Annotated in this window: 26 protein-coding genes and 1 other RNA gene; 5 read left to right on the forward strand and 22 right to left on the reverse strand. The window is 41.2% G+C overall.

The window, feature by feature from the left end:
* Positions 1-98: 98 nt before the first annotated feature.
* The 10 genes from QR42_RS09880 to QR42_RS09915 all read right to left on the reverse strand — a co-directional run bounded on the left by QR42_RS09880 (position 99) and on the right by QR42_RS09915 (position 10,800).
* A complete protein-coding gene (locus QR42_RS09880; protein ID WP_039179434.1) occupies positions 99-1,604 on the reverse strand; it encodes a carboxypeptidase M32 in 1,506 nt (501 codons plus the stop codon).
* 123 nt (positions 1,605-1,727) lie between these two features.
* Complete coding sequence (locus tag QR42_RS09885) at positions 1,728-3,665, reverse strand: ATP-dependent DNA helicase (RefSeq protein WP_039179437.1); 1,938 nt, start codon at positions 3,663-3,665, stop codon at positions 1,728-1,730.
* Positions 3,666-3,740: 75 nt separating this feature from the next.
* Complete coding sequence (locus tag QR42_RS09890) at positions 3,741-3,938, reverse strand: hypothetical protein (protein WP_039179441.1); 198 nt, start codon at positions 3,936-3,938, stop codon at positions 3,741-3,743.
* Positions 3,939-4,043: 105 nt separating this feature from the next.
* Complete coding sequence (locus QR42_RS09895) at positions 4,044-5,198, reverse strand: THUMP domain-containing class I SAM-dependent RNA methyltransferase (RefSeq protein WP_039179443.1); 1,155 nt, start codon at positions 5,196-5,198, stop codon at positions 4,044-4,046.
* Positions 5,199-5,306: 108 nt separating this feature from the next.
* Positions 5,307-5,693, reverse strand: an RNA gene (gene rnpB, locus QR42_RS19010) — RNase P RNA component class B.
* A gap of 60 nt (positions 5,694-5,753) precedes the next feature.
* Positions 5,754-6,059 (reverse strand): cell division regulator GpsB, encoded by a 306-nt coding sequence (gene gpsB / locus QR42_RS09900; RefSeq protein ID WP_012010336.1) that lies wholly within the window; start codon positions 6,057-6,059, stop codon positions 5,754-5,756.
* A gap of 75 nt (positions 6,060-6,134) precedes the next feature.
* Positions 6,135-6,677, reverse strand: a complete 543-nt coding sequence (locus QR42_RS09905) for an SLOG family protein (RefSeq protein ID WP_039179448.1) — start codon at positions 6,675-6,677, stop codon at positions 6,135-6,137.
* Between the two features lie 48 nt (positions 6,678-6,725).
* The gene (locus QR42_RS19015; protein WP_073206049.1) at positions 6,726-6,965 is read right to left on the reverse strand and encodes a CotD family spore coat protein; all 240 of its coding nucleotides are present in this window, start codon (positions 6,963-6,965) and stop codon (positions 6,726-6,728) included.
* Positions 6,966-7,281: 316 nt separating this feature from the next.
* A complete protein-coding gene (locus tag QR42_RS09910; protein ID WP_039179451.1) occupies positions 7,282-8,529 on the reverse strand; it encodes a ribonuclease H-like domain-containing protein in 1,248 nt (415 codons plus the stop codon).
* Positions 8,530-8,553: 24 nt separating this feature from the next.
* Entirely contained in the window at positions 8,554-10,800 is a 2,247-nt protein-coding gene (locus tag QR42_RS09915; protein WP_039179453.1) for a DEAD/DEAH box helicase, read from the reverse strand.
* A 160-nt stretch (positions 10,801-10,960) separates the two neighbouring features.
* On the opposite strand from QR42_RS09915, the gene QR42_RS09920 reads away from it, so the two are divergent.
* Positions 10,961-12,079 (forward strand): NADH-dependent flavin oxidoreductase, encoded by a 1,119-nt coding sequence (locus QR42_RS09920; protein ID WP_235354763.1) that lies wholly within the window; start codon positions 10,961-10,963, stop codon positions 12,077-12,079.
* A 53-nt stretch (positions 12,080-12,132) separates the two neighbouring features.
* Here the strand turns inward: QR42_RS09920 and QR42_RS09925 are convergent, their stop codons facing one another.
* On the reverse strand, positions 12,133-12,639 hold the full coding sequence (locus tag QR42_RS09925; protein ID WP_039183169.1) for a PTS sugar transporter subunit IIA: 507 nt from the start codon (positions 12,637-12,639) through the stop codon (positions 12,133-12,135).
* A gap of 169 nt (positions 12,640-12,808) precedes the next feature.
* On the opposite strand from QR42_RS09925, the gene QR42_RS09930 reads away from it, so the two are divergent.
* Positions 12,809-13,228 carry an Hsp20/alpha crystallin family protein gene (locus tag QR42_RS09930; protein WP_039179459.1) on the forward strand — a complete coding sequence of 140 codons (420 nt, stop codon included), beginning with the start codon at positions 12,809-12,811 and terminating at the stop codon, positions 13,226-13,228.
* A gap of 20 nt (positions 13,229-13,248) precedes the next feature.
* Here QR42_RS09930 and QR42_RS09935 read toward each other — a convergent pair whose 3' ends face one another.
* The 3 genes from QR42_RS09935 to QR42_RS09945 all read right to left on the reverse strand — a co-directional run bounded on the left by QR42_RS09935 (position 13,249) and on the right by QR42_RS09945 (position 14,473).
* Entirely contained in the window at positions 13,249-13,701 is a 453-nt protein-coding gene (locus QR42_RS09935; RefSeq protein WP_039179462.1) for a YppG family protein, read from the reverse strand.
* A 108-nt stretch (positions 13,702-13,809) separates the two neighbouring features.
* Positions 13,810-14,190 carry a YppE family protein gene (locus tag QR42_RS09940; RefSeq protein WP_235354764.1) on the reverse strand — a complete coding sequence of 127 codons (381 nt, stop codon included), beginning with the start codon at positions 14,188-14,190 and terminating at the stop codon, positions 13,810-13,812.
* 49 nt (positions 14,191-14,239) lie between these two features.
* Entirely contained in the window at positions 14,240-14,473 is a 234-nt protein-coding gene (locus QR42_RS09945) for a DUF5446 family protein (RefSeq protein WP_224928722.1), read from the reverse strand.
* Positions 14,474-14,670: 197 nt separating this feature from the next.
* Here QR42_RS09945 and sspM point away from each other — a divergent pair, with 197 nt between their 5' ends.
* Complete coding sequence (gene sspM, locus QR42_RS09950) at positions 14,671-14,775, forward strand: acid-soluble spore protein SspM (protein WP_039179471.1); 105 nt, start codon at positions 14,671-14,673, stop codon at positions 14,773-14,775.
* A gap of 24 nt (positions 14,776-14,799) precedes the next feature.
* On the opposite strand, the gene QR42_RS09955 is transcribed toward sspM, so the two are convergent.
* A complete protein-coding gene (locus QR42_RS09955) occupies positions 14,800-15,756 on the reverse strand; it encodes a DUF2515 domain-containing protein (protein WP_039179474.1) in 957 nt (318 codons plus the stop codon).
* Between the two features lie 46 nt (positions 15,757-15,802).
* Between QR42_RS09955 and recU the strand changes: the two genes are divergently transcribed.
* A complete protein-coding gene (recU, locus tag QR42_RS09960) occupies positions 15,803-16,438 on the forward strand; it encodes a Holliday junction resolvase RecU (RefSeq protein WP_034280474.1) in 636 nt (211 codons plus the stop codon).
* A 19-nt stretch (positions 16,439-16,457) separates the two neighbouring features.
* Complete coding sequence (locus tag QR42_RS09965; RefSeq protein WP_039179479.1) at positions 16,458-19,160, forward strand: PBP1A family penicillin-binding protein; 2,703 nt, start codon at positions 16,458-16,460, stop codon at positions 19,158-19,160.
* Between the two features lie 36 nt (positions 19,161-19,196).
* On the opposite strand, the gene QR42_RS09970 is transcribed toward QR42_RS09965, so the two are convergent.
* From QR42_RS09970 to dinG, 7 genes are all read right to left on the reverse strand, one after another.
* Complete coding sequence (locus QR42_RS09970) at positions 19,197-19,706, reverse strand: YpoC family protein (protein WP_039179482.1); 510 nt, start codon at positions 19,704-19,706, stop codon at positions 19,197-19,199.
* Positions 19,703-20,365, reverse strand: a complete 663-nt coding sequence (gene nth, locus QR42_RS09975; protein WP_024422776.1) for an endonuclease III — start codon at positions 20,363-20,365, stop codon at positions 19,703-19,705. Before nth ends, QR42_RS09970 begins: the two co-directional genes overlap by 4 nt.
* Before the next feature lie 17 nt (positions 20,366-20,382).
* The gene (locus QR42_RS09980; RefSeq protein WP_039179485.1) at positions 20,383-21,087 is read right to left on the reverse strand and encodes a DnaD domain-containing protein; all 705 of its coding nucleotides are present in this window, start codon (positions 21,085-21,087) and stop codon (positions 20,383-20,385) included.
* Between the two features lie 99 nt (positions 21,088-21,186).
* Positions 21,187-22,479: an asparagine--tRNA ligase gene (asnS, locus tag QR42_RS09985; protein ID WP_087975939.1), complete on the reverse strand. Its 1,293-nt coding sequence runs from the start codon at positions 22,477-22,479 to the stop codon at positions 21,187-21,189.
* 115 nt (positions 22,480-22,594) lie between these two features.
* The gene (tseB, locus tag QR42_RS09990) at positions 22,595-23,080 is read right to left on the reverse strand and encodes a cell wall elongation/penicillin-binding protein regulator TseB (protein ID WP_039179489.1); all 486 of its coding nucleotides are present in this window, start codon (positions 23,078-23,080) and stop codon (positions 22,595-22,597) included.
* Positions 23,081-23,092: 12 nt separating this feature from the next.
* Positions 23,093-23,263, reverse strand: a complete 171-nt coding sequence (locus QR42_RS19020) for a YpmA family protein (RefSeq protein WP_064497519.1) — start codon at positions 23,261-23,263, stop codon at positions 23,093-23,095.
* A gap of 131 nt (positions 23,264-23,394) precedes the next feature.
* Positions 23,395-26,187, reverse strand: coding sequence for an ATP-dependent DNA helicase DinG (dinG, locus tag QR42_RS09995; protein ID WP_039179494.1), 2,793 nt, complete (start codon positions 26,185-26,187; stop codon positions 23,395-23,397).
* Positions 26,188-26,237 lie beyond the last annotated feature (50 nt).

Here is a 26,237-nt window from a genome sequence, read left to right on the forward strand (position 1 = left end):
AAAATACCGAACTTAAATAATAGATCAGAACAAAATGTTCGTTTTTAGAATATTCAAGCATCAAAAAAGCACCCTTCTCATGAAAGGGTGCCCTTCTTTTATGATAAATACAGTTTCGTATATTTATCCGTTAAGTAGTCGATTAAATATTGAACATTTAATTCTTCGCCTGTTGCATCTTGAATGATTTCAGATGGCTTTTTCCGTTTTCCATGCTGATGAACATGTTCCGTCAGCCATTCTTTTATCGGTGCAAAAGACCCATTTTGAATTAGCTCATCAAAATTTGGTAAGTCTTTAATCATTTGTTGTTTTAATTGCGCCGCATACATATAACCAAGGGCATATGAAGGGAAATAGCCAAAACTTCCATCAGACCAGTGAACATCCTGCAAGATACCGAGTGCATCATTAGGAGGCGTAATGCCAAGATACGCTTGATATTTTTCATTCCAAAGTGCAGGTAGATCTTCAACTGCTACTTCTTCATTGAAAATCGCTTTCTCAATTTCATAGCGGATGATAATGTGAAGCGGATACGTCAGTTCATCGGCTTCAATTCGAATGTAAGTCGGCTTCGATTCATTCACTGCATGCACAAAGTCTTCTAAAGAAACATCTTTAAATTGCTCAGGAGATGCTTCTTGCAGCTTTTGATAATACGTTTTCCAGAAATCTTCGTGTCTGCCGATAAAGTTCTCAAAGAAAAGAGACTGTGATTCATGGATACCCATTGAAGTGCCATCACATAAAAGCGTTCCGCTCAGTGCTTCATCAATGTTTTGCTCATAAATCGCATGACCACATTCATGAATCGTGCCAAAGATCGCCATTCGAAAATCATGCTCATCATAACGGGTCGTCACACGCACGTCACCTCTGCTTAATGTCACTGCAAATGGATGGACGGTTGTATCAAGGCGGCCTGCGTCAAAGTCATATCCCAATTCTTTTAAGAAAAAGAGGCTCAATTCCTTTTGTTTATCAATCGGAAAGCTTTTCGATAAAAATGAAGTATCCGGCTTATTTGGTGAAGCTTCGATTTTTTTCACAAGAGGAACAATAGCGTCACGAAGTGCACCAAATTTTTGATCAAGCTGTTCAACCGTCATATCTGGCTCATAGTTATTGAGCAGCACATCATAAGGCGTTTTTTTCACGCCCCAATATTGGATGAAACGCTTGTTAAAGTCAATAAGCTGTTTTAAGTATGGTGCAAAGAGTGAAAAGTCTGATTTCTCCCTTGCTTCTACCCAAACATGCTCTGCTTTTGATTGCAAAATCGAGTATTCTTTAAATTCTTCTTTCGGAATTTTGCTGTTTTCATCATACTCTTTTTGTGATAATTCGAGCGCCTTTTGTGTATCTTTTGACAGCTCATTTCGATGTTTGTTTAATTCGTGAAGAAGATCTCTCATTTCGTCAGAAGTCTTCATATTAAAAATGTCACTTGATAATTGACCGATCGTTTCCGCTCTAAAATCCGCACTTTTTTTAGGCGCTTGTGTTCTAGAGTCCCAATAAAGTAAATGGAGCGCCTCTGTATAATGGGCGATTTTCCCTAGTAATTGATAAAACGCTTTCTCAGTTGCTTCAAGACTCATGCGTTTGTTCCCCCAATCAATAATATGTATGTACGTTTCAAGGCTACTTCAATGAATGTTCTTTTGTCAATGAAAAAGGAGGATACACAGCGGTATCCTCCTCATTTACAAGTTTTCAGCTAATTAAGATGTGATGATGGGCTTTACCGGCAGGACGGATTCAATTTTACTTTGAAGCGCCGTATCTTCCTTACGATCAAAATATATATGAATGCTTCCTACGTCTTGGCTTGTCCGGATCAGTCTTCCGATCCCTTGGCGTAAGCGAAGCAGCATATACGGAAGGTCAACTTCAGCATGTGCATCCTTTGCTTCATTTCTTTTCGCTTCAAATACCGGATCATGCGGCGGATAAGGAAGTCCCCAGATGATCACATTCGTTAATGATTCACCTGGAATATCAAGCCCTTCCCACAGATGAACAGAGCATAACACAGACGTCTCATCAGCTTGGAACTTTTGAACAATTGTGCTGATTTCCTCGTCTCCCTCAAAATATACGTCAAACGGCAGTGATTCATTTGCTGCTTCAAGCTGTTTTCTAAAGAAATGGAGTTCATCAAATGAAGGGAAGAGAATCAGAGATCGTCCTCCATTTTCTTTCAGCTGAGTGATCACTTGCTGTGCTTTTGCCTCTTGCTCAGCGATCTGCTGAATTCCATGGAAATAAATCTTCATTTGTTCATCGTAATCATACGGCGAAGCGACACTCATTGATAAGTAATCTTTGATCCCAAGACTTTCAGCTAAATAATCAAAGGATTGATTCTCAGACAATGTAGCGGAAGAGAAAATATATGGTCTTTTTTGCGAGAAAACTTTTTCGCCAAGTACCTCTGCAACCGTCTTCGGCATCACAACAAATGTTGTATCTAATTCCTGTTTTTCCAGCCAGCTAATGGCATTTTTTTGATAAAGCGATAGAGAATACGCCATTTGTTCAATGTATTCTTCCACAACAGATAATTCGTATTGATCGATCGTATACATTTCAGATTCAAACACGAGCGCTTCTCCGATTTTTTCAAGCAAGTCACACAATTCGCTTGCAGAACGCTTCACCTCATCGACACGCCCAATTTCAAGCCGGTGCGAGCCTTTGACTTCTTTGGCATGTGTTTTTAAGAGATAAAAGAACTCATCGTTTGTTGCAAGTGCATCTTCAACAAGCTCTGCAAATTCTTCGCGTATGTCGTTTTGCAAAAGACGCTCCAAAAATGTTTCAAGCGTTGATTGCTTCACTCGGTACGTTAACGCTTTTTGTGCGGCAAACTCGAGAAGATGTCCTTCATCAAATACGACGGAGCTATGCTCAGGAAGCAGCGGAAGCTGTCCCTCACGTTTTCGGGATTCCTTCGTCCACACATGCTCCATGTAAAAATCATGTGAACAGATGATGAGATCTGTCGCTTTCCGGTAATGATCTCTTGATAAATTCAGACCGCAGCGATGACGCATATCGCACGTCAGGCAGTCCTGAAACGAGTCATAGCCAATTCGTGACCATTCATCATTTGATAACTCTGGATACTCTTTTCGATCGCCATACGGATAAAAGGTTTGCATACCGTGTGATTCATGAACAAATGAAGGCAGTGATTCATAAATATCGAGCCACTTTTCATCATCTTCACGCTGCATCGTTTTCTCTAGCTTCTTTAAGCATAAATATTGATCATGCGATTTACTTAATCTCGCATCTATTTGAATATCAAGGTGATTGGCAATTTTATAGATATCACCTTCTTGTTTAACGAGCTGTTCAATTAACGTTTCGTCTGCACATGCAATAATCGCAGGCTTCCCTGTATACCTTGCATATGTGACGGCAAATAATAGATAGACGATGGTTTTGCCTGTGCCTACCCCAGCTTCGGCAAACATCACACTTTTTTCTTTAAAGGCTCTTTCTAGCTGAAAAGCCATGAATATTTGTTCATCTCGAAGATCAAAGCCCTTTTCTGGCAAAATGTCATAAAACACATCACCAATCCAGTTGCCCAGTTCTTCGTAAAAATTGTGTTCTTTTGATAATGAAAAAGGCAAACGAGATGCTGTCACCTGCTTCAACCCCCAACTTTTGAATCATTCAGACATTCAATAGTACCATTTACGCTGGGGAAAAACAATCTTTTTTTATGAGCGCAGGCGATGTTGATAGCTTTCCTTCATTAAAAATGCATGCTCAGAACGTTCTATGTATGCCTGAGCCTGTGCCAAATCTTCGATGGCTGCCGTAAGCTGAGCAGATTGTCCACCTTCATGCCCTTCTATTTCTTGAGCAGTCGAAGCGAGTGCTTTTTGGATTAACTGAATTTGATCATAATGAATCATGACGACACCTCTTTTTTTAAAATCAAGTTCAGTTTATTCCGTCTCGCTTAGAGTTATACCTTTTCAGCACAAAAAAGCCGCACCTTCTTTCGGTGCGGCCATTTATTACGATTCAGTTGTTTGTTTTCTAGGCGGGCGTTTTCCCCAATATTGATAATAGTCTGTTTTGATAAAACCGTTAAACAGCTTTCTCTTTTTCGTCGCTTTTCTTCCGAAGCATTCTTCGAATTTTTCGTGTGACGTTAAGATGTATATGGACCAGGTATCTAGGTTCTTAAATGCTTCACCCATTCCTTGATACATTTTTTCAACTGCTGGTTTATCACTCAGTCGTTCACCGTAAGGAGGATTTCCGACAATCACACCATACTCTTCTTTTGTTTGAAAGTCTTTTACTTGCATTTGTTTAAACTCAATCAGTTCACTTAGTCCTGCTTCTTCTGCATTCATTTTTGCAATGTCTACCATACGATGGTCGATATCACTTGCAATAATGCGGAGCGGCTGGTCATAGTTTGCTTTTTCTTCTACTTCTACACGCGCTTTGTTCCATACGTCTTCGCCGATCCATTCCCATGATTCAGACGCAAAATCCCGGTTGAATCCCGGGGCAATGTTTTGTCCTATCATCGCTGCTTCAATGGCGATTGTTCCTGATCCGCAGAAAGGATCAACAAACGGACGGTCAGGTGTCCAGTTCGTTAATAGGACGAGCGCAGCTGCAAGCGTTTCTTTAATAGGTGCTCCGCCTTGATCCATGCGGTATCCACGTTTATGAAGACCTACACCAGATGTATCAAGAGTAAGCACAGCTTTATCTTTTAAAAGAGCAATCTCGATTTTATATTCAGGTCCCGTCTCTTCAAGCCATTCAGACTGAATATTGTAGGAGGATTTCAGCTTTTGGGCGATGGCTTTTTTGACGATGCGCTGGCAGTCCGGCACACTGGCAAGCTGAGATTTCACAGATTTCCCGATGACAGGAAACGTACTGTTTTTTGGTAAAAAAGCGGCCCAGTCAATCGCTTTCGTCCGTTCAAAAAGCTCATCAAATGTTTTTGCCGAAAATTCAGCAACTTGTACCTTGATCCGGTCTGCTGTACGCAGCCAAAGGTTTGCACGGCAAATCGCAAGAGCATCCCCCTTGAAAATCACTTTTCCATTGTCGACTGTGCACTCATAGCCAAGGTCTCTTACTTCTTTTGCAACAATTGCTTCAATCCCCATTGGAGCTGTTGCGATGAGTGTATAGGTTTTCATTAATTTATCACCTGTTTTCTCGTCCTTTTATGTATTCAAGATAAAAGCTCTCCATATGTTGAAATAGGAGAGCTTTGTTTCATCATGTTTATTATAACGGATATAACGTTCTGTAAGCCATGTTTTGTTCCATCGTACTGCAAACGGCAAATGCCTCGTACTCAGGTGGTAATCATCTATCTACAGAATTCTCTGTCCTTCTCTCCGTTTGGTTCCTTTGAGAAAGTTCCCCTACCAAGTTTGGGTTTCTCGCTCGAGGGGTTTACCGCGTTCCACTCTCACCATTTCTAGTGAGACTTCGTCACTGTGGCACTTTCAAGGATACTTTGCCATATCCTAAAGAGGACGTAGGCATTTTTCCTGCCGTCAGCCTTTCCCAGGCTGCCCTGGCTTATTTTTTCGCCAGGCACGAACACTACGGGCATCTCAGCACCGTGCGAGCATGGACTTTCCTCTGCAATGCCCTAAATAGCATTACAGCGATTACCCGAACGTTAATCAATAAGCGTTATTATAAACGACAATGACATCTGACACAAGCTTTTTCAGCAAGACTCAATCATAAAGTTTGCTGCCAAAAACGTGTTTCTCAAGGTTCGATAGTCTTTTTAAAATATCAAAGTTTGTTGTATTAGACTGTGCAGGCTGTCTTTTCCCTTGTTCAACAGCTTCTTCAAGCTGTTTTGACAAGTGGAGGTTTTCTTGTTGAAGTTTTTCGATTTCTTGGTTGAATGTCTCATAGTCTTTAATGACCATATCTAAAAATTTATCGACTTCTTCTTGTTTGTACCCTCTGACACCTGTTTTAAATTCTTTTTCTAAAATTTCTTTCGCAGAAAGCTTTACTTTATCAGCAAGCATCTTTTTCACCTCATATCGTGAATTCATAGTATATTTTTTCAGAAATACGTGACGTTGTCAAATTTTCTCTTGCTTTTAATCAAAAAACGGATCTTCCGCCTCAACCTGCGCTCTTAGATCATCCATTGTGATGTACATAATGGGGTAATCGGTATAGGCTTCTGCTTCTCTAATCATATACTTCGGCGATCCCTCATGCTCGGGATCATATAAGACGAGAAGTCCATCTGTTTTTTCAATAAAAAAGCGGTTCTTTTGTTTAAATTGTGCCGGACTTTCATACGGTCTATGCGTGACACTTTCTACAAAATCGGCCTGTGCAAGAATTCCTTCATACAATTCTTTGTTTTGCTCATTCCAGCGCTCTTCCTGTTCATAAAATGGCGTAATGACTGCAAGTTTTAACGCTGGATATTCCTCCTGAAGCTCAAACACCACTTCGGCTGTCCAGATTTCTGCCCCAAGCTGTCCTGATATGAGCACCCATTCCAGACCTTCTTCGATAAGGGCTGTCAGCCTTTTTTGAAGCTCCGCTTTTATGTATTGAAGTGCAGGCTCTTCCTGCTTGAATATCCCAAGCTCAAACGGCTTGTACCCTGTGACAGCAATAATCTTCATTTCTTCACCTGCTTTTAAAAAATGGGACTTATAAAAGTCCCATTCACTTTATCTGTTACAGCAAGGTCCACCGCAGTTAAAGTGTTGATGTGTTGTCGGGTCCACCTGAGAAAACGTATGCGGGAAGTAGTGAACATGTTTGAAATTATGGTGGTGAACATTTGTCACATGCTGCGGGTGGATATGCGGCACAATTGTTGTTGACTCGCTGTGTGTACAGCAATGATTCGTCGGATGAACAATTGGCTGTGTAACATTCGGATGGCAATGATGATGATGATGGTACATGTAGCATTCCCCTCTCCTTTATTTTCTTACATTAACAATGTATGAATCAAGAGGTGTACATGTACTAATGCATTAACCTATTTTAAAAGTTGGCAAGAAAAATATCTTTATAGTTCGAAAACACAAAAGCGACCAAAATGACCACAAGAAAAAACAAGTAGAAAAGACCCTTATACATGCTATACGCTCCTCATTCAATATCTAACGTTATTTTACAGGATTCGCGGCCTTTCTACAATAAAAGTGCTAAACATTTTTTATTTTCGGCCGAGAGCCGAACGTTGTCATTTTTTGCGCTTTCCCGGGTAATAATATTTCATTGCCCAGCTTTTCTCAATAGCCGTTTTTTTCGTTTCTCAAGCTCTTCCGTGTCTCGCTCGCTTAACGACGAGAAAGATAATAAAGATTCGGTGATGGAAAGAGCTGACCTTGCATCTTTTTGGCGATGCTCTTTACACTTCGCAAGCTCTATACCTGCTTTTAATGCTAAATGGACATCACTTGATTCAAATAATGTTTCCCAAATTCGAACTGCTTCATCCCACTCGTTTAGCCGTTTATATTGTAAGGAGAGATCATAAGCCGCCTGATTGGCATGTTCAAAATCAGCACCTGTTAATTCCCGCAAATGCTTCGTAGCTTCCTGTACATCTCGATGCGCAAGATGCCACCTAGCCAGCGCGTATTTCTCATCGTGCTCCTTTACCGCATCCATAGATAGGATTTTTTTGGATAGATGGATGTAGAGGCTGATTAACGAAAGGACGTCTAATTCATTATGAGTCAAAATCCCTTCGATGAGCTTCGGATTTTGTTCCTTTAAAAAATGAAAATAGATCATCGGTGCCAAAAAACCTGGTGTGTCGCCTTCCCGGTGAACGTGCAGCTCTTCTTTTTCAACCACAGACAGCGCCATTCGTTCATATTTATGCTTCCACAATCGTCTTGAACCATGCAGAAGATCAAAGTGGCCAAACTCTGGAAGCGCAGGGATTTGATCTCGCAGCAAAGTATGTCTCGTTTTCACTTGCGGCCAATCGAATGATTTTCCATTATATGTAACAAGCGATTCTACGTTCACTTCATCGAGAAAGCTTTTATAAAGAGCCGCTTCATTTCCCGGATTTGTGAGCAGGTGCTGTTTCACCACTACTTTGTCAGCAAAAACCCGCGCATGTCCAAGCAAGAAAATCATATTTCCCGTCCCGCCAGATAATCCTGTTGTTTCTGTATCAAAGAAAAACAGTTCATGCGGTTTGTAACCTTTAGCAGATAGTGAATGCTGGATGCCGCTTTTGTTCCAAGCCTCGATGATCTTTGGCAGTTCCGCAAACGAATAGAGTCCATGCTTGTCATCTAATGAATAGGTGACTTCTCGAATGAGACAAAAGGAATCCTCAAAGTGATATGGAGCTGCACCCAGTTGCTCCCATTCCTTTAAAAATGGGATGTTATCAGCCGTCACAGGTTGGGGCTTTCCTTCCACTGCTTTTTGCCGTTTTTCGTTTGGCTGGTTGTGCGATAAGTGCTTCTTCATTCTATTTAATTTCCCTTTTAATGACATGAGTAGCTCTCTTCCTCCTTCCCCTTAAAATCCAGACATCAATTCAACAATGCTGCTTTTTCCGCTCACCTCTTTCATTTCCATGCCAATGCAGGATGGACAGCCGTTCTCACAGCGGCAACGCTCTATCAGCTGAATGGCTGCACCGGCTATTTCATCGAAACGAGCTTGGACCTCTTTGCTTAAGCCGATTCCGCCAGGGTAGTGGTCATATAAAAAGACTGTCGGTTTACCGGTATGTGCCGCTTTAATTTGTGAAACAACATGAATATCTGAGCGGTCACACATCACAAAGGCTGGTACAATGTGCTGAAGAACATTTGCGATGCCAAGCAGCAGCTGTTCAAGTGTTTTCTCTTCAAATCTCCGCTCTGCTTCATGTAATTCAAACCAGGCCGCACTCGTATGAATTTCTTCTTCAGGCAAGTGAATTGGACCAGAGCCGATATTTTCACCAGTGCTGAGCCGAATTTTTTTAAAAATTGTCGGCATTGCGTTGACAGTGACATCACCGTAGTGAACAGATACCGCTTCTTTCTCTGTTGTCTGATCGATTTCAAGCACCTTGAGCTGAACAGCTAAATTAGCATCTGTATAGTATTCTACATCCACTTGTTTCACATAAGCCTTCAGATGCTCGTAATCTAGCTTTTCTACTTGATACTGAACCCCTTCATGTAAATAAATCGCTTCATCATGCAGCAGTGTCATCGCACTGAATCGATCCATCTCTCCAATAATTCGGACATTCGCTACATCTGATTGATCCACAATCACTACATTTTCCTGGCTTGCAGACCTCAGGCTGATGCCATGCGCTGGGAACGATTGATCTGACCAATAATACCGGTTCCCGCTAAAATGAAGAACTCCTTCTTCGTGTAAGTATTGCAAAATATCTTCTACTTCCATGTCGCCAAACTGTTCATCCGTCCGAAATGGCAGCTCGTAGGAAGCACATTTTAGATGATCCACTAAAATAATGAGATTTTCAGGATTGATTCTGGCTGCTTCAGGCGGTCTATTAAAGAAATATTCAGGGTGTCTGACAATATATTGATCAAGGGGTGAGGAGCTTGCCACCATGATAATAAGCGCCTCCTCATGACGCCTTCCAGCACGTCCTGCCTGCTGCCATGTACTCGCTACACTGCCAGGATACCCCGTCATAATGCATACCTTTAACTGACCTATATCTACCCCTAATTCTAGGGCGTTCGTGCTGACGACACCTAAAATGTCTCCTTCTCTTAACCCTTTTTCAATCACGCGCCGCTCTTTTGGCAAATACCCTCCACGATACCCGCGAATCGATTTTGGACCGATTTCCTTTTTCACAAGCTCTTGAATGTGACTTAAAATCACTTCTACTCGTACTCTGCTTCTAGCAAAAACGATCGTTTGAATTTTTTCTTTTAAAAATGTTTTAGCCAATTGGTTGACGACAGTGGCAGCGCTTTGTCTAATATTTAATGGTTTATTCACCACTGGCGGGTTATAAAACACAAAATTCTTTTTACCGCTAGGCGCTCCGTTTCGTTCAATAAGATGCACCTTGCTCCCTGTGAGCTGCTGCGCCAGCTCTTTTGGATTCGCAATCGTTGCTGAAGTGCAAATAAACACCGGATCACTTCCGTAAAATGCACAAATTCGCTTTAGCCTGCGAATCACATTAGCCACATGACTGCCAAACACACCTCGATATGTATGAAGCTCATCAATGACAATATACTTCAAATTCTCAAACAAGCTGACCCATTTCGTATGATGAGGCAAAATGGCTGAATGCAGCATATCTGGGTTTGTGATGACAATATGTCCTGCTTGTCTCACTCGCTGCCGAATGGCTGGTGAGGTGTCCCCGTCATATGTTTCACTATGAATCGGAACATCCATCTCGTGGATGATCTCGTTAAGTTCACTCTTTTGATCCTGCGCGAGCGCTTTTGTTGGGAATAAATAAAGAGAGCGGTTTGTCTGGTCTTCTGCAATCGACTGAAGAACAGGCAGATTGTAGCAAAGCGTTTTACCTGAAGCTGTTGGTGTAACCGTTACTACATGTTCACCATCCATTACTCGTTCAAAGGCTTCTTTTTGATGAATATACAGTTCTTTCACGCCTCGTTTTTCAAGCGCCTTTTTTAGCCTGTCGTCCACTCTTTCAGGAACGGGAGAGGTCTGTGCAGGCTTTGCTTCAATTTCATGCCAATGCTCTACCTGTTCGTCTTTCTTTAATTCTTCTATCAGTTCGTTCATTGTTTTCTTTTTCATATTGCGTCCACCTCTCATTCTAGTGTACCGAATATTTGTTTGCATGACTAGGCGGCAATTTTTTGATGCTGGAGTTATGAGCAAATACTTTGAACTGTTGTAACAGTATCCATTACACTTCTATAGTGAAATGATTTTATCAAGGAAGAAGATGATCAGAGTGAAAAACGAATTTAAGCCTTTATTTGAACCATTTACGTTTCCTGGAGGTGCCTCTATTGATGGTAGGTTAGTGGTTGCTCCAATGACACACTTTGGTTCTCATGACGATGGCACCATTTCAAAAGACGAAATTGATTTCATTACAGCTAGATCAAGTGAAATGGGTATGGTGATTACAGCATGTGCGAACGTGACTCCAGATGGGAAGGCATTTGAAGGACAGCCTTCTATCGCAAGAGATGAAGATATCCCTGGTCTGAAAAAACTGGCTTCAGCAATCCAGGCAAAAGGAACAAAAGCCATTATCCAAATCCATCACGGCGGCTCTCAGGCTCTCCCTCATTTAGTTCCAAACGGTGATGTGGTTGCGCCAAGTGATGTGTTCAAAGATGGAAAACAAATTGCACGCGCTTTAAAAGAAGAGGAAATTACTCATATTATCGACTCCTTTAAAGAAGCGGCAAGACGAGCGATTCAAGCAGGGTTTGACGGCGTGGAAATTCACGGAGCAAACGGTTATTTATTACAGCAATTTTACTCACCACATAGCAATCAACGTACAGACCAATGGGGAGGAAATGAAGAAAAACGTCTAGCTTTCCCTATTGCTGTTGTAGATGCAGTCAAAGAGGCCATCAAAGAACATGCGGCTAAACCGTTTATCTTTGGATACCGGTTATCTCCTGAAGAACCTGAAACACCTGGTTTAACAATGACAGAGACGTTTACATTAGTGGATGTTCTCAAAACAAAAAACCTCGATTATTTGCATATCTCTTTAATGGAGATTGGCTCTAAAGCAAGACGAGGCGCAGATTCTAATAAAACACGTATGGAACTGCTAAAAGAACGCTGCGGCGATACTCTTCCGCTTATTGGAGTAGGCAGCGTCATTACAGCTGAAGATGCTCTCCATGCTTACAATCAAGGGATTCCTCTGATTGCTGTCGCTCGAGAGCTGATCGTCGACCCAGATTGGGCTAAAAAGATTAAAGAAGGCAGAGAACAAGAGATTGAAACCGTCATTAAACGCAGCCAAAAAGACAAGTATCTCATTCCAGAAGGATTGTGGTCTGTCATGGAAGCGAGTCAAGGCTGGGTTCCAATGGAGGATTAATATCCTCAATAAAAAAACTACCCTATTAACGGGTAGTTTTTTCTATTCATGAATTATTTCATTTTCACTGTAAAGAGCTTGGACATCTGCTTTTCTACAGAGCCTTTTGGTTCTTTATCAAGTCGTTCGACCAGGTCACCATTCATAATCACAATCGGTGTCACTGTACTTGATGCTTTCTCTTCAATCAGTTCTAAATCACACGTAATGAGAGGGTCACCGATTTTCACTTTATCCCCTTCTTTAATGTGCGCTTCAAATCCTTCACCATTTAACCCAACTGTTTCTAGTCCGATATGAATCAGAAGCTCAAGCCCCGAGAGTGTTCGAATGCCAATTGCATGTTTTGTATGGAAGAGCTGAATGATTTCACCCTCTACTGGTGACACAATCGTCCCACTTTTTGGTTTTACTGCTACGCCGTCTCCCATCATCTTTTGAGAAAAAACGGGATCTGGTACATCAGTCATATCCATTAACTCTCCATCAACCGGAGAATAAATGACTTCTTCCTTTACATCATCTTGGTTTTTTCCGAAACCGAATAATTTTTTCAGCAATGTCAATTTGCTCCCTTCAAGCTTTGCTTCCTAAATCTATTTAGTGTATGAAACTTTACGCCTATACACCTTGCTTCATTCAACACTATTTAATCATAATTTTTTCCTCTCATCAATTGATAACCGCCTGAGCCCTTTCTGCATAGGCTGTAGATGAGAGGTGATTCGAATGAAACAAGATAACGAAAACAAACATGAATTGCTGGCAAATGAAGATATGCTATATGAAGCGATTGAACAATTTTTTGCATCCTCCCCGTTTCACGAGATATTAAATAGTGCGGAGGCACTCATGACCACATCGCAATCACTTGCATCAATTACGACTGATGTGACAGAGGATGAACAGAATGTGTATATCGAGATTCAATTTCCAGACCATTTTGTCGAAGGTGACATTGCGTTAGAAGTAAAAGCTCAATATTTACACTTATCAGTGCAGGAAAAAATCAAAACGGATACGACTTCCTCGTATTCAAGCTTTACAAAAACCATTTTAATGCCGGCAAAAATAGATGAAACGAAAATGAAAAGTGTGTGGAAAGATCAATCGCTTCGTGTATCTGCGCCAAAGCAAACAACCCAATAGATCGATCTATTGGGTTTTAACTATGCTTTAAAAATGCTTGTAAATCCTTTCGCCAATGAGCCTACTTGATTCATTGTACTCATCATTTGGCCAGCTGTATCAAACATTTTGTTAAAATCGTATTGCCCATTCGTCTTTTTGAATTGCGACAGCACACTTTTAAACTGAGAAGGCTGCTGTTTTTGCGGTCTTGGCAAAGGATATGGGTTCATAGGCTGCTGCATAGGCATCATGCCTGGCGGCTGCATTTGGGGTGGATTCATCGCTTCAGGCGGCTGCATAGGCGGCACATTTTCTTGGTATCCATAAGGCGGCTGATAAACAGTAGATGGTGCCTGGTTCATTCCACCTTGATATGGCGGCATGAAATAGTCTGGAGGCTGCGGAGGCTGCTGCTGCATCTCTGAATACGGAAAAGGCCTTTGCTTGAATTGATTGAATTCATAAGGCTGCTGGTTTGAATAAGGGAACATCTATCTCGCTCCTCTCGCTCTCAACACATATTGATGTCACTCATATATTATGATCAAAAGCAGAAGATGTGCCTAAAGAAGTCATAAGAAAAACGCAGCATTATGTCTTTAGCTGCGCTGTTTGATTTCTTCTATTAAAAGGTTCAGTGTGTAAACCACTGACTCAACTAAATTTTTTACACGGGGTGCGTGCTGTTTGCCAAAATAAGATTGCAGGACAACCTCTTTACCATTTTCTTTTACGGCTTCAAGCTGTTCTTGGTGTAAATATCTAGGTTTGACCTGTTGAACAAAGGAGATAGCTGCGGTGAGCCACTCTTCCATTTTCTGATCAAATGTATTAACAGCCGGCTGAATATCCGTATAAAAATCATACGATGGGTACTCCTCTTCAGCCTTTCCCTTTTGGTACTGCTCATACGCTTTTTCGATCCATATTCTCAAGTTTTGTGTATGTTCAAGTAATGTTTGATTATCCAAAGTGTTCACCTCTATGAACCATCCTATCAAACGTTTACCTATTGCTCAAATAGAAAAGCTATCCGGCGTGATATGCCGGTCTTGCCGCCAGTTTATACTCGGCTGCATGAAGCTTCACTTCACAGTCCTTTACTTCTGATTCAAGCCGGTCAATGATTTGTTCTTGCTCTTCTATTGCTGCACGTTTTGTCTGATTCACAGCAAGAGACAGCTCTGCTTCCACCGCATCAATTTTTCGCTCGATTTCCTCTAACAACTGCATAATGGATTCTTTTGATACAAATTCGCTCATCATCAGATTCCTCCTTTATCGTCTCTCGTTACATTCTCTTTTCTTTCTCACCCTCCTTCACACATGACAAAACTAGAAGCAAATCGCCAATCTAAGTGTAGATAAGCGCTATTTCTTCCTTTTCGACAGATGCTTGTCCTTCTTTGTATGATTGCGTCCGATTGTGTAAATTCTAAGGACAAAAGGAGGTAGATTTCATGAAAAAGAAGCCAGCACCAAAAGAGCAAAATCCAAAAGGGAAAGAAAACAGTACAGATCAGCTTGATAAAAAGCTCGGCGGTCCTAATCGTCCATCTACGTAAAAAAAAGCAGGCAACCCCTGCTTTTTATTTATGCAAAAAATAGTGCTCTAATGAGAAAAGAAAACGAAGCTGTCTTTTTTTATGAAAATACCAGTCCGTCAGCTCAATCTGCTTTGGCAACGGCTCTGCCTCAAATAAAGATGGACTCAATTTCTTTTGAAACCAATCTTCCCTTTGATCGTCTAATGAATGTGTCATCACGGGATAAACCGTCCGAAGAAAAGGTGTTGACCTTCTAGCGATCCCTAAAAACGGCTCAAAATCAAACCGAGACCCAGTATGCGGAACGGTATGCAAAAAATGATAAAAATCCGAAAACAAATCGGCTCGAAATAATAGTTTCGCTAGTTTTTTACCTAATGTAATGCGTTCCTTTACATTGGAAAACTTCCGTATGGTTAAGCCGTACAAATGCCCGTCCACCGTTGGAAAAACAACGGTTTGGAAATGTCCCCACTCGCTGAAAAGATATTGAATCGAGTGAAAAACATTCTTTTTCAGAAGAGGATTTTGTATAATAGGAGATTGTATAGTATATTGTTCATTTATGATGAGTGCATAAAGCAGACGCTCTGTGTCACGCTTTAGCCAAAAATGTTCCCACTCAGCGCTCATAAAACGAGACACGGAGAAATAAGGCAGCAGATGAAACAAAGGTTGACTGCATCTCTTAGACCATTCATACAAAAGAAGCTGAGGATAAGCATCCGAAAAGATCAGCCAATTCGCTCTTTCATATGCTGTGAAAAAAAGGTGCCCCTGCTGATCCGTTAAACCTGGATGGAAGAGTTCGCCCTTTAAATCTGTCATGGACCACCCTGCATTTCTTGAGACAAAGGAAGCGAGCAGCGACCATTTCATCTCTGGATGCCGGTCATAAAACCGCTTGTAAGCATTTGTCCTCGTCAGGTTGTCTTTATTTTTTGCTTTCGTTTCACGCAAAATTTGCTGAGTGATGATGTGCTCTTCTTGGGACAACATGGTGATCTCTCCAATACAAAATGCATTAAAAGGAGGCTGAAACTTGATGATTCGGTATCCAAACGGAAAATCGTATCAGCCCATTCAACAAATTGGGACAAAAAAAAGAATCAGCGGCGAATCCTCTTATAGTAACCGCGGGATGACGCTTGAGGCTGATTTAAATGAAACGAACCAATATTATTTGGTCAACGGGATCGCAGTCATTCATAAAAAGCCTACCCCAGTTCAAATTGTGAATGTGGATTATCCAAAAAGAAGTGCTGCTGTCATTAAAGAAGCCTATTTTAAACAATCCTCCACAACAGACTATAACGGGGTGTACAAAGGCCGCTATATCGATTTTGAAGCAAAGGAAACCAAAAGCACTACCTCGTTTCCGCTCAAAAATTTCCACGACCATCAAATTGAGCATATGAAACAGGTTGAAAAGCAAGGCGGCATTTGTTTCGTTATTATATCCGCTTTTGGCTCCGTTTATTATTTGCCCGCTTCAGATCTCTTTTTCTTCTGGGAGCGGCAGAAGAAAAACGGCCGTAAATCCATTAGCAAAGACGAATTAATGGAAGCTGGCCACATAATGACACTTGGATATTCGCCAAGAATTGATTATATTAAAGTAGTGGAGACACTTCATTTTTCGGATGAAAGCAAGCAGCAATTACGTTCGAAAAAGGTTTAACACGAAAGGTTGAGATGTGATGTCTGATCAATTTACAAGTCGCGAGCAGCGACGTAAAGCAAGTCAAGAAAACAATAAGAAGCAAAAGAACAAAAAAGGCAAAAAGAAAGCAGGTCTATTTAAAAAAATATTTTTATCTTTACTCGTGATCGGTCTACTTTGTTTAGTTGCCGGAATCACAACTTTTGCCGTTTTTGCATCAAGCGCTCCTTCTATTGATGATAGTAAGCTTAAAACACCATACTCTTCAAAACTTTATGATAAAGACAAGAAAGTGTTTGCAGAAGTTGGTGCAGAAAAAAGAACGTATGTCTCGATAAAAGATATACCCGATGTGGTAAAAGACGCATTTATTGCGACTGAAGATGCACGTTTTTATAAGCACCACGGGATTGACCCAATCCGTATTGGCGGTGCCCTTGTCGCAAACGTTGAGGACGGCTTTGGCGCTGAAGGCGGAAGTACAATTACACAGCAGGTTGTGAAAAACTCCCTCCTGAGCAATCAAAAGACGTTAAAACGGAAAGTACAGGAAGTATGGCTCTCGATTCAGCTTGAGCAAAAATACTCTAAAGATGAAATTTTAGAAATGTATTTAAACCGTATTTTCTTCTCTCCTTATGCTTATGGTGTTGGGAAAGCAGCTGAACAATTTTTCGGAGTCACAGATTTAAATAAACTAACCGTTGCACAGGCTGCCACTCTTGCAGGTATGCCGCAGAGTCCTTCTGCCTATAACCCAGTGAAACACCCAGAGGCAGCGGAAAAACGCCGTAATATCGTTTTAAGCCTTATGAAAAAACAAGGCTATATTTCTGAAAAAGATTATGATGTTGCAAAAGCAACCCCTGTCAACAAGACAGTTGTTTCAGCTAGTAAATATAAGAGCCAAAACTCTAGTAAGTACTCTGCCTACATTGAAGAAGTGATGGAAGAAGTACAGAAAAAAGCCAAAGTGGATGCATCAACTGATGGATTAAAAATCTATACATCACTTGATCGAAAAGCACAGGATCACCTAGATGATATCATCAATGGAGATTCAGTTGGATTTACGAAAGGTATGCAGGCGGGCGTTACCCTGCTTGATACGAAAAATGGTGAAATACGCGCCATTGGCGGTGGACGTGATGTACCAGCCGGCGGCTTTAACTATGCGACAGATGCAAAACGCCAGCCAGGGTCCACAATTAAACCGATCTTAGATTACGGCCCAGTCATTGAAAACAAAAAATGGTCAACATATCAGCAAATCGATGATGCACCATATACGTACTCAGATGGGACACCAATTAACAACTTTGATAGAAGACATTTAGGGAAAATGTCGATGAGAAGTGCTTTGGCACAATCACGTAACATCCCTGCACTCAAAGCATTCCAAGAAGCTGGTTCAGCGAATGCCGCGCAATTTGCGAATAATTTAGGCATGGACTTACCTTCTGATATTCCAGAATCTTATTCAATTGGTGGATTTGAAGATGGTGTGTCTTCATTAAAAATGGCTGGAGCATTTAGTGCATTCGGTAATAACGGATACTATAACGAACCGCACGCTGTCACATCTGTTGAATTTAATGACGGGACAAAGCTTGACCTTACGCCGGACTCGAAAGCAGCGATGAGTGATTACACAGCATTTATGATCACAGACATGCTGAAAACTGCTGTTCAATCTGGAACTGGTACACTTGCACAAGTACCGAACGTTCAAGTAGCTGGTAAAACCGGTACAACGAACTTCAGACAAGATGATATTAATAAATACAATATCCCTTCTGGCGGTGCGAAAGATTCTTGGTTTGTCGGTTATACGCCGCAATATACAGCAGCCGTATGGACTGGAATCGGTAATTCAAAAGATGCAGACGGTAAAATGTGGCTGACTGAATACGAGCAGCGTGTTGCCAAAATCGTCTTCCAGCGATTAATTTCTCAAATTGATGATGGAAGCGGCTCATTTGAAAAACCAGACAGTGTCGTCGAAGCTACGGTTGAAAAAGGTTCAGATCCAGCAAAATTAGCCGGACCGAATACACCAAGTGACAAGAAGACAACAGAATACTTTGTTAAAGGAACAGTTCCAACCAAAGTGTCTGACACATATGAGAAAAAAGAAGCCGATAAGCCTTCTGACTTAAAAGCGGTGTATGATGAAGAGAAAAAATCCATTACACTGACTTGGGGCTATTCTGACGACGCTGATGCTACATTTAATGTCAAGCAAGCGGTTGATAATGGCGGCTATAAAGAGATTCAAAACAGCTCTGCTAAAGAAGCGGTCATCTCTGATGTGAAGCCTGGCTCCACATATAAATTCCAAGTGACAGCCACTGTAGAGGATGTCACAAGTAAAGCGGCTTCTACCTTCCTCACCATTAAGGATGACGCTGATGAAGAAGAAAAAGCGGATGATGAGAATAAAGAAGAAGAAGAACCGCAGCAGCCTGACGACGAGCAGACAGACCAAACAGACGATAACAAAAATCAGCCCCCTGGCACTGATGAGCAAAAGCCTGATGACAAAAAAGATCAAGATAAGGATAAAGACCAAGGCGGAAATACCGAAAACGGAAATAATGGTTCTTCAGATGATGGCTCAGACAGTACAAATGGGAACAGCAACTCACAAACTGATCATAAAGATAAAAAGAAAGATGATGCGAAAGCCAACTCTCAAAGTTCCAATTCGCCATCAAATTCTCGTAAAGAAGATGAATAATGAAAAAGCACTTGCCATAGGAGGCAAGTGCTTTTTTTAACGCTGCTGTCTGATTTTCTTAAGTGCTTCATATTTTCCATACTGCTTTTTTAATTCCGAGTATAGCTCGTCCAATTGAATAAAGCAGTGATATTGAGTAGGTTTTAACAAAATGAACTCTAAACGTTCCGTCCAATTAATCGGAGCAACAGGAAATGTCTCTTGCTTGATAAGTTCCCATTCAAACGTTTGGACACTCTCCCCTTTGATCCAGTAAAACATCGCAATCATACTGATGATTCCTTGCAGCATATCATCTTCTTCACAGCGGGATTTCCTTGTTTGGAAACGAGGAAGCATTTTTTCTTTTAATTCGTTCCACAGTTCGAACATGACAGGAACAAATTCTTCTGTTTCCTGCCATGGAAGCTCGTCTGTTAAAGGTTCCGAAGATAGATCATATGCGAGCGGGTTGGCTCTCAGTATATCTACTCGATCACCTTTAATCTCTACCTTTTTCTCTTTTAGCTTTTCGACATATGAGGTGAAAACAGCTGCCCCGCTCATGCCAGCTTCACCAGTCCTTTTTTCAGCCTCTTCTGCCCTTCCCTGCACATATCAAGAAGCGGACACGATTCGCACTGCGGCCGCTGCGCCTTACAATGATATCTCCCAAAAAAGATCAGGCGGTGATGCGTCACAGACCAATCTTCTTTTGGCACCTTTTTCATCAAGGTTTGCTCTACTTCAAGCACAGAATCCTTCCAGCGGCAGATGCCTAGACGCTTGCTGACTCGTTCTACATGTGTATCTACTGCTATTGCCGGTACCCCAAAAGCGACTGAAACGACGACATTTGCTGTTTTCCGGCCAACCCCAGGAAGCTTGACAAGCTCATCCCGGTCCTTTGGTACTTCACCGCCATATTCTTCAATCAGCATTTTGCTCAACTTTTGAATGTTTTTAGCCTTATTTCGATAAAGACCAATCGAGCGAATATCTTGCTGCAGTTCTTCAAGCGGTACACTTAAATAGTCTTCTGGTGTTTTATATTTTTGAAATAACGTTTTGGTGACTTTGTTTACAAGCACGTCTGTACACTGAGCGGAGAGCGCAACAGCAATCACAAGCTCAAATGGATTGGCATGAACAAGCTCACACTCCGCCTCTGGAAACATATCTCCTATAATATCTAAACACTCATTGATTTGTTTTTTTGATAACATGCCTTCTCCTTTATTGGTTATTGTTCCAGCCAATTATAAAAAGGAACTTGTCGTTTATAAGTACCCGCCTCTTCTTTTGAAGGTGGCGTTTTCTGCTGAGAACGGAAATGCTGGCTATGCTCTTTTGCTTCTTCCGCTGTTTTCAGCCCTTTCTTTTTCCACTCAAATAAAATTCGATCAATATAACGGAAATTTAATTTCCCTGATAAAACGGCTTCTCTTAGCGCTAGCCGAATCATCTCAGCATCATGATGGTCTTGATCCATCCAGATCGAAAGTGTTTCTCCTTCAAGAGGTGACAGCGGTCTGCCGAATTCATCTTCAAATAAAGCATATAAAGATTTTTCTGCCTGCACATGTTGTTTTTGAACTTCTTTCGCCTGTTTTGTTTCTAAAAAGTCATACAGCACGCCCCATAAAGGTTCTACTGAGTAACGGTCATGCTGAATACCAGACCTGTCTTCAAATGGCTGAATTGAGATAAATCCTTTTTGAATCAGATGCTGCACCATATACGCGCACTCTTCCGCTGATATGGTCATTCCATGAGAAAGCTCTTCAAATGTTTGAAAGAAAACACCTTGTTCTTCATTCATTTTAATCTTGAGCATGACCATCATCTGTGATTCATTCAGTCCTAACTGCTCATAATGAGCAATCAGCAAATTAGGCAAACATGTCGCCCCCATTTGCTGCATATTAATAAATTGCTGCCTATTCATCGGATACACCTCTTCATTTTAAGTATATCACGTTTTATTTCACGTGCCTCCCTAAAAAGACGTTTGAAAAAGCCTCCATTTGTTGGAGGCTTTCACGTCTTAAGGGTATAAACGGTTTAATAATCTTGGGAAAGGAATGGTTTCACGCACATGAGGCGCTCCACTAATCCAAGCAACTGTACGTTCAAGTCCAAGACCAAAACCTGAATGCGGTACAGAACCGTATTGTCTTAATTCTGTATACCATTTGTAAGTTTCCTGATCAAGCCCATGTTCTTTCAATCTTGCTTCAAGAAGCTCTAAATCATGAACACGCTCAGAACCACCAATAATCTCTCCGTAGCCTTCTGGTGCAATCAAGTCTGCACAAAGGACAACATCTTCACGATCCGGTGCTGGCTGCATATAGAACGGTTTTAATGATGTTGGGTAATGAGTGATAAACACTGGTTTATCATAGCTTTCGGCGATCGCTGTTTCGTGAGGCGCTCCGAAATCATCTCCCCATTCGATATCATCAAAGCCTTTTTCCTGCAAGAATTTAATCGCTTCATCGTAAGTGATGCGCGGGAATGGTGCTTTGATGTTTTCTAATTTCGCTGTATCACGACCTAGTGTATGCAGCTCCACTTTACAGTTTTCAAGTACACTTTGAACAACATGAGACACATAATTTTCTTGATACTCAAGGTTTTCATTGAATTCGACAAAAGCCATCTCAGGCTCGATCATCCAAAACTCAATTAAATGACGTTTTGTTTTAGATTTTTCTGCTCTAAATGTTGGACCAAATGAGAATACTTTTCCGAGTGCCATTGCTGCAGCTTCCATGTAAAGCTGACCACTTTGAGAAAGGTAAGCATCTTCATCAAAATATTTCGTAGCAAACAGTTCCGTTGTGCCCTCAGGTGCACTTCCAGTTAAAATTGGCGGATCTACTTTCACGAAACCCTCTTGATGGAAATATTCATATGTAGCACGAATAATTTCGTTACGGATTTTCATAATGGCATGCTGTTTTTTTGAACGAAGCCATAAATGACGGTGATCCATTAAGAATTCTGTTCCATGCTCTTTCGGTGTAATTGGGTAATCTGTCGCTTCATGAATCACTTCAATGGATTTCACTTGTAATTCAAAACCTAGTGGTGAACGCTCATCTTTTGTCACTTGACCTGTCACATAGACAGATGTTTCTTGTGTGACTGATTTCGCAAGCTTAAAGACTTCCTCTTCCACTTCTGCTTTTACTACGACTCCTTGAATAAAGCCTGTCCCGTCACGCAACTGCAAAAATGCAATTTTTCCGCTTGAACGTTTATTGGCAATCCATGCGCCGATGGTTACTTCTTGATCGACGTGTTTGAACACTTGATTAATTGTTGTTTTCAACATAATTCCCTCCAAAGCCAGAAAGAAACTCACCTATTTGTCAGGTGTGAATCTTTTTTCATACATTTTATTATAACCGTTCTAAATCAGCATGGTCAACGCAAGACAGGAGAAACTACGGTGTTAAATTTTTTTCCACACGTCCTGTCGAAAAGTCGACATAGCTGAAGCTATATTGATTGTTCTCATTTAAGTACGTCACTTCCCAAAGGAGTACGTCACCTTCTCTCGCTAATTTGACTTCTTTTAGCTTAGAGACCGTGTTCTCCTTTTGAACGGCTTGTACTGCTTGATTCGAGGTAATGCCTTCTTTTGCTTTTTTTGCGATCACTTTTTCTTTTTTGCTGGCAGGAACCCAAACGTAGGTCGTTTCATTCTGTTTGTTTTTCCCTTCAACAATAAATTGCTTTTCTTTCCCGACAAAGGTTTCCACTTGCTCCACTTGTACGATGTTTGCTTGTTCTTTTGCTCGTTCGATCGCGGCTTCATGCCCTTGTTCTCTTTGTCCCATGGCAATTTGATAAATCCACGTAAAGCTGATGATGCCAATGAGCAGAACGAGAGCCACTACAGATGAAATAATCCAGACTATTTTTTTCATGTCAAGCTTCCCCTATGTGCGATATATCGTGAATACCGCTTGATTTTGATCTTCTTGATCTAATGCTAATCCAAACATGAGATCTTCTCTTTTAAGCGTTCTGTTCAATACATCAACGATTTTGTATAGGTCTTCTGAATGCTTAATTTGAACAGTTGAAAGTACCTCTATTTTACTTTCCACTTCTAATTCCTCCTCGGTACGTAAATATTGTTAGTCATACTTTTCTGCACGGGAACCGATACTATTTTTACAACGGAACACAAAAACCGTTACGATAAATTAACTCCAAACCCACACCAGCTAAAGGCCGCTTATGACAGCGGCTTTTCGTTGTTAAGGTTTTCTATATACGCCTCGAGTGACTCTTTTGACATCTCGTGAACTGGCGCATGAGGGAGTGATTCTAAAAATAGTTTTCCATATGAAGCGGTTTTCACTCGGCGGTCTAAAATCAGCAATGTGCCAATGTCTTTTTCAGAGCGCAGCAAGCGTCCAGCTCCTTGCTTAAAGGTTAACACAGCTTCTGGTAAAGCGACGGCTTTAAATGGATTCTTCCCTTGTTTTTTAGCTGCATCACATTTTGCTTCAATGAGCGGAGAATCAGGCGGCCGGAACGGAAGACGTGCCATGATGACTGTAGTCAGCTCTGAGCCTGGAAAATCAACACCTTCCCAAAAGCTACCCGTACCAAGTAAAATAGCTTGTTTTGCTAATTTGAACATTTTCGTTAATTTTACGGGGCTTCCGCCTGTCAGACCTTGAGCAAAAAGGGCGGACTGCATCCCTTCTGTTTTTAGCTCTTCATAGACTGCTTTTAACATCTCATGTGAATTAAACAAAACCAATATTTTTGCATGCTGCTGCTTTTCCATAATCTTAATATATTGCGCAGCTTGCTTTACATAATCTCGTTCATCACGATTTGTAATCGGCGGCATGTCTGCCGGAACAATGACCTTGAGCTGTTTTTCAAGTTCGAAAGGTGAATCAATTTGCACAAGATGAGGGTAAAAATCTTGCAGGCCAAACCGTTCCAAGCAATAATCAAAGCGGTGATTGATCGTAAGCGTCCCTGATGTAAGGACGACACTCTTTTTGTTCATAAAGAAACGATCAGCCAAAAGCTCCCCAGTATCTAACGGCTGTGCATGCATAAAGACAGCGTTTTTGGCGCCCTTTGCATCAATTTCAATCCAAACCGTTTCATCGTTTTTCGGTTCAAAGATAAACCGGTAAAGCGTACTGCAAAAAGTATGCATAAACGACATGACTTGGTCGTATTCCTCTGCTTCAAAGGCAAAGTGTTCTATCAGCTGTTCACTTTTTTGAAGAAGCTCGTTTTTTTGCTGCTCATACAGCTTCTCACAAGCAATTAACAAGGAACAAAGTTTACTTGCCGTTTCTTTAATCCGTTTCCACTGAGCATGCTTTGAATGATGACGTACTCTATGAATGAGACGATTGATGTCGGCTTTTGGTTTTGTCCTTTTCACAAATGAATGAACGGTGCTAAAGAAAGCATCACTTTCCATTTGAAGCTGATTCAGATACTCATCCATTTCAATAAATGTGTCCGTCTGTAACCCTGCATGATGAAATCTCTTTTTCAGTTTCTTTAACAGTCCGCCTTGCAAGGAGCCAAGCTGCGTTAATTTCGCATGAAGCTGGATATAAGACGCACTATCCCCTAGTGTTTCATTGGCTGTTTTCTCAAATTGATGGGCTTCGTCTATCACATATACGTCAGCATGCTGAAAGATAGACGATGCCTCCGTTTGTGATAAAAGCAGACGATGATTCGTTAAAATTAAATCAGCTGTTTTTGCTCTTTTTTTGGCGCGCTCATAAAAGCAATACTCTTTAAAACGGCGCTTTTTTGATGTAAACGGCATATGTACACAGGAAATGCGGTCTTTTATATTGGCGGCTCCTGACGGTAAATTCAGTTCAGATAAATCACCTGTTTCCGTTACAAGGAGCCACATTAAAATTTGCGCCTTCGTTAAGACCACATCATAGTTATCATCTTCCTCATGAAGCACATGCTCAAACTTATCTAAACAAATATAATGCGCGCGGCCTTTAAAGACACAGGCAGCAGGCTCAAACGGGAGCAGTTGATTCAACATCGGCACATCGCGCTGAAACATTTGCTGCTGCAACAGGATGGAATAAGTACTAATAATGACAGGTTTTCCTGATTTCCTCGCTTCTAGAGCGGCTGGGATGAGGTAAGCGAGCGTTTTCCCAATACCTGGTGCCGCTTCAATTAATGCATAGGCTCGTTCATGAAACACGTCTCTCACTTTATTCATCATCGTAAGCTGGCCTTCTCTTACTTCATAGCCTTCTACCGTTTGCGGCAGCTTCTTTTTAATTTCCTCAAACAGCTGTTCATCATCTTCACCTACTGAATGTGTCGCCCTACTGATAGGATTGGGGACATCTTTTACAGAAAAAGAGCCGACTTCCACCAAAGAATCTTCCAGGCTGGCATGACTCGTTTCAAGCTGCTTAATTAAGAGTCCTATATCACTTAGGAGATAAGGGGATAATCTGCGCAGCTGCTTCAGCACATTTTGCGGTGTATGTTTTAATTGATGTAATAAAGTTAAAAATAACATGGCAGTAACTTCCGCATCACTATCCGCCCTATGCGGGTGGTCATGTGGAAGCATGAGCTCTTCACTTAATTCAGTGAGCTTATAACCTTCAAGCTCAGGATAAAGAATTCTAGAAATCTCAACTGTATCAATTGCTAGCACATCCAGCTCATTTTTCCCGCATGCTTTTAGTTCATCATTTAAAAAATTCAAATCAAAATGAACATTGTGCGCAACAAAATAAGCACCCTGTATGAGATCATACACCTCTTGGGCAATGTCCTCAAAAAACACCGCATCGTCAACCATGTGCTGCTGAATGCCTGTCAGCTGTTCAATAAATCCAGGGATTGCTTTTCCCGGGTTCACATATTTTGAATACCGTTCGACAATTTGTCCATTTTCAATGACCACCGCAGCTATTTGAATGATTTTATCACCTTTTTTAGGTGAATTCCCGGTGGTTTCAATATCAACGACAACAAACCTTTGATCGGTCATAAAATGGACACCTCAATTCCTCGTTTCACCCTGAAGTGAAACACGCTCTG

The sequence above is a fragment of the Bacillus sp. WP8 genome (assembly GCF_000800825.1).
GTDB classification, from domain to species: domain Bacteria; phylum Bacillota; class Bacilli; order Bacillales; family Bacillaceae; genus Bacillus; species Bacillus safensis.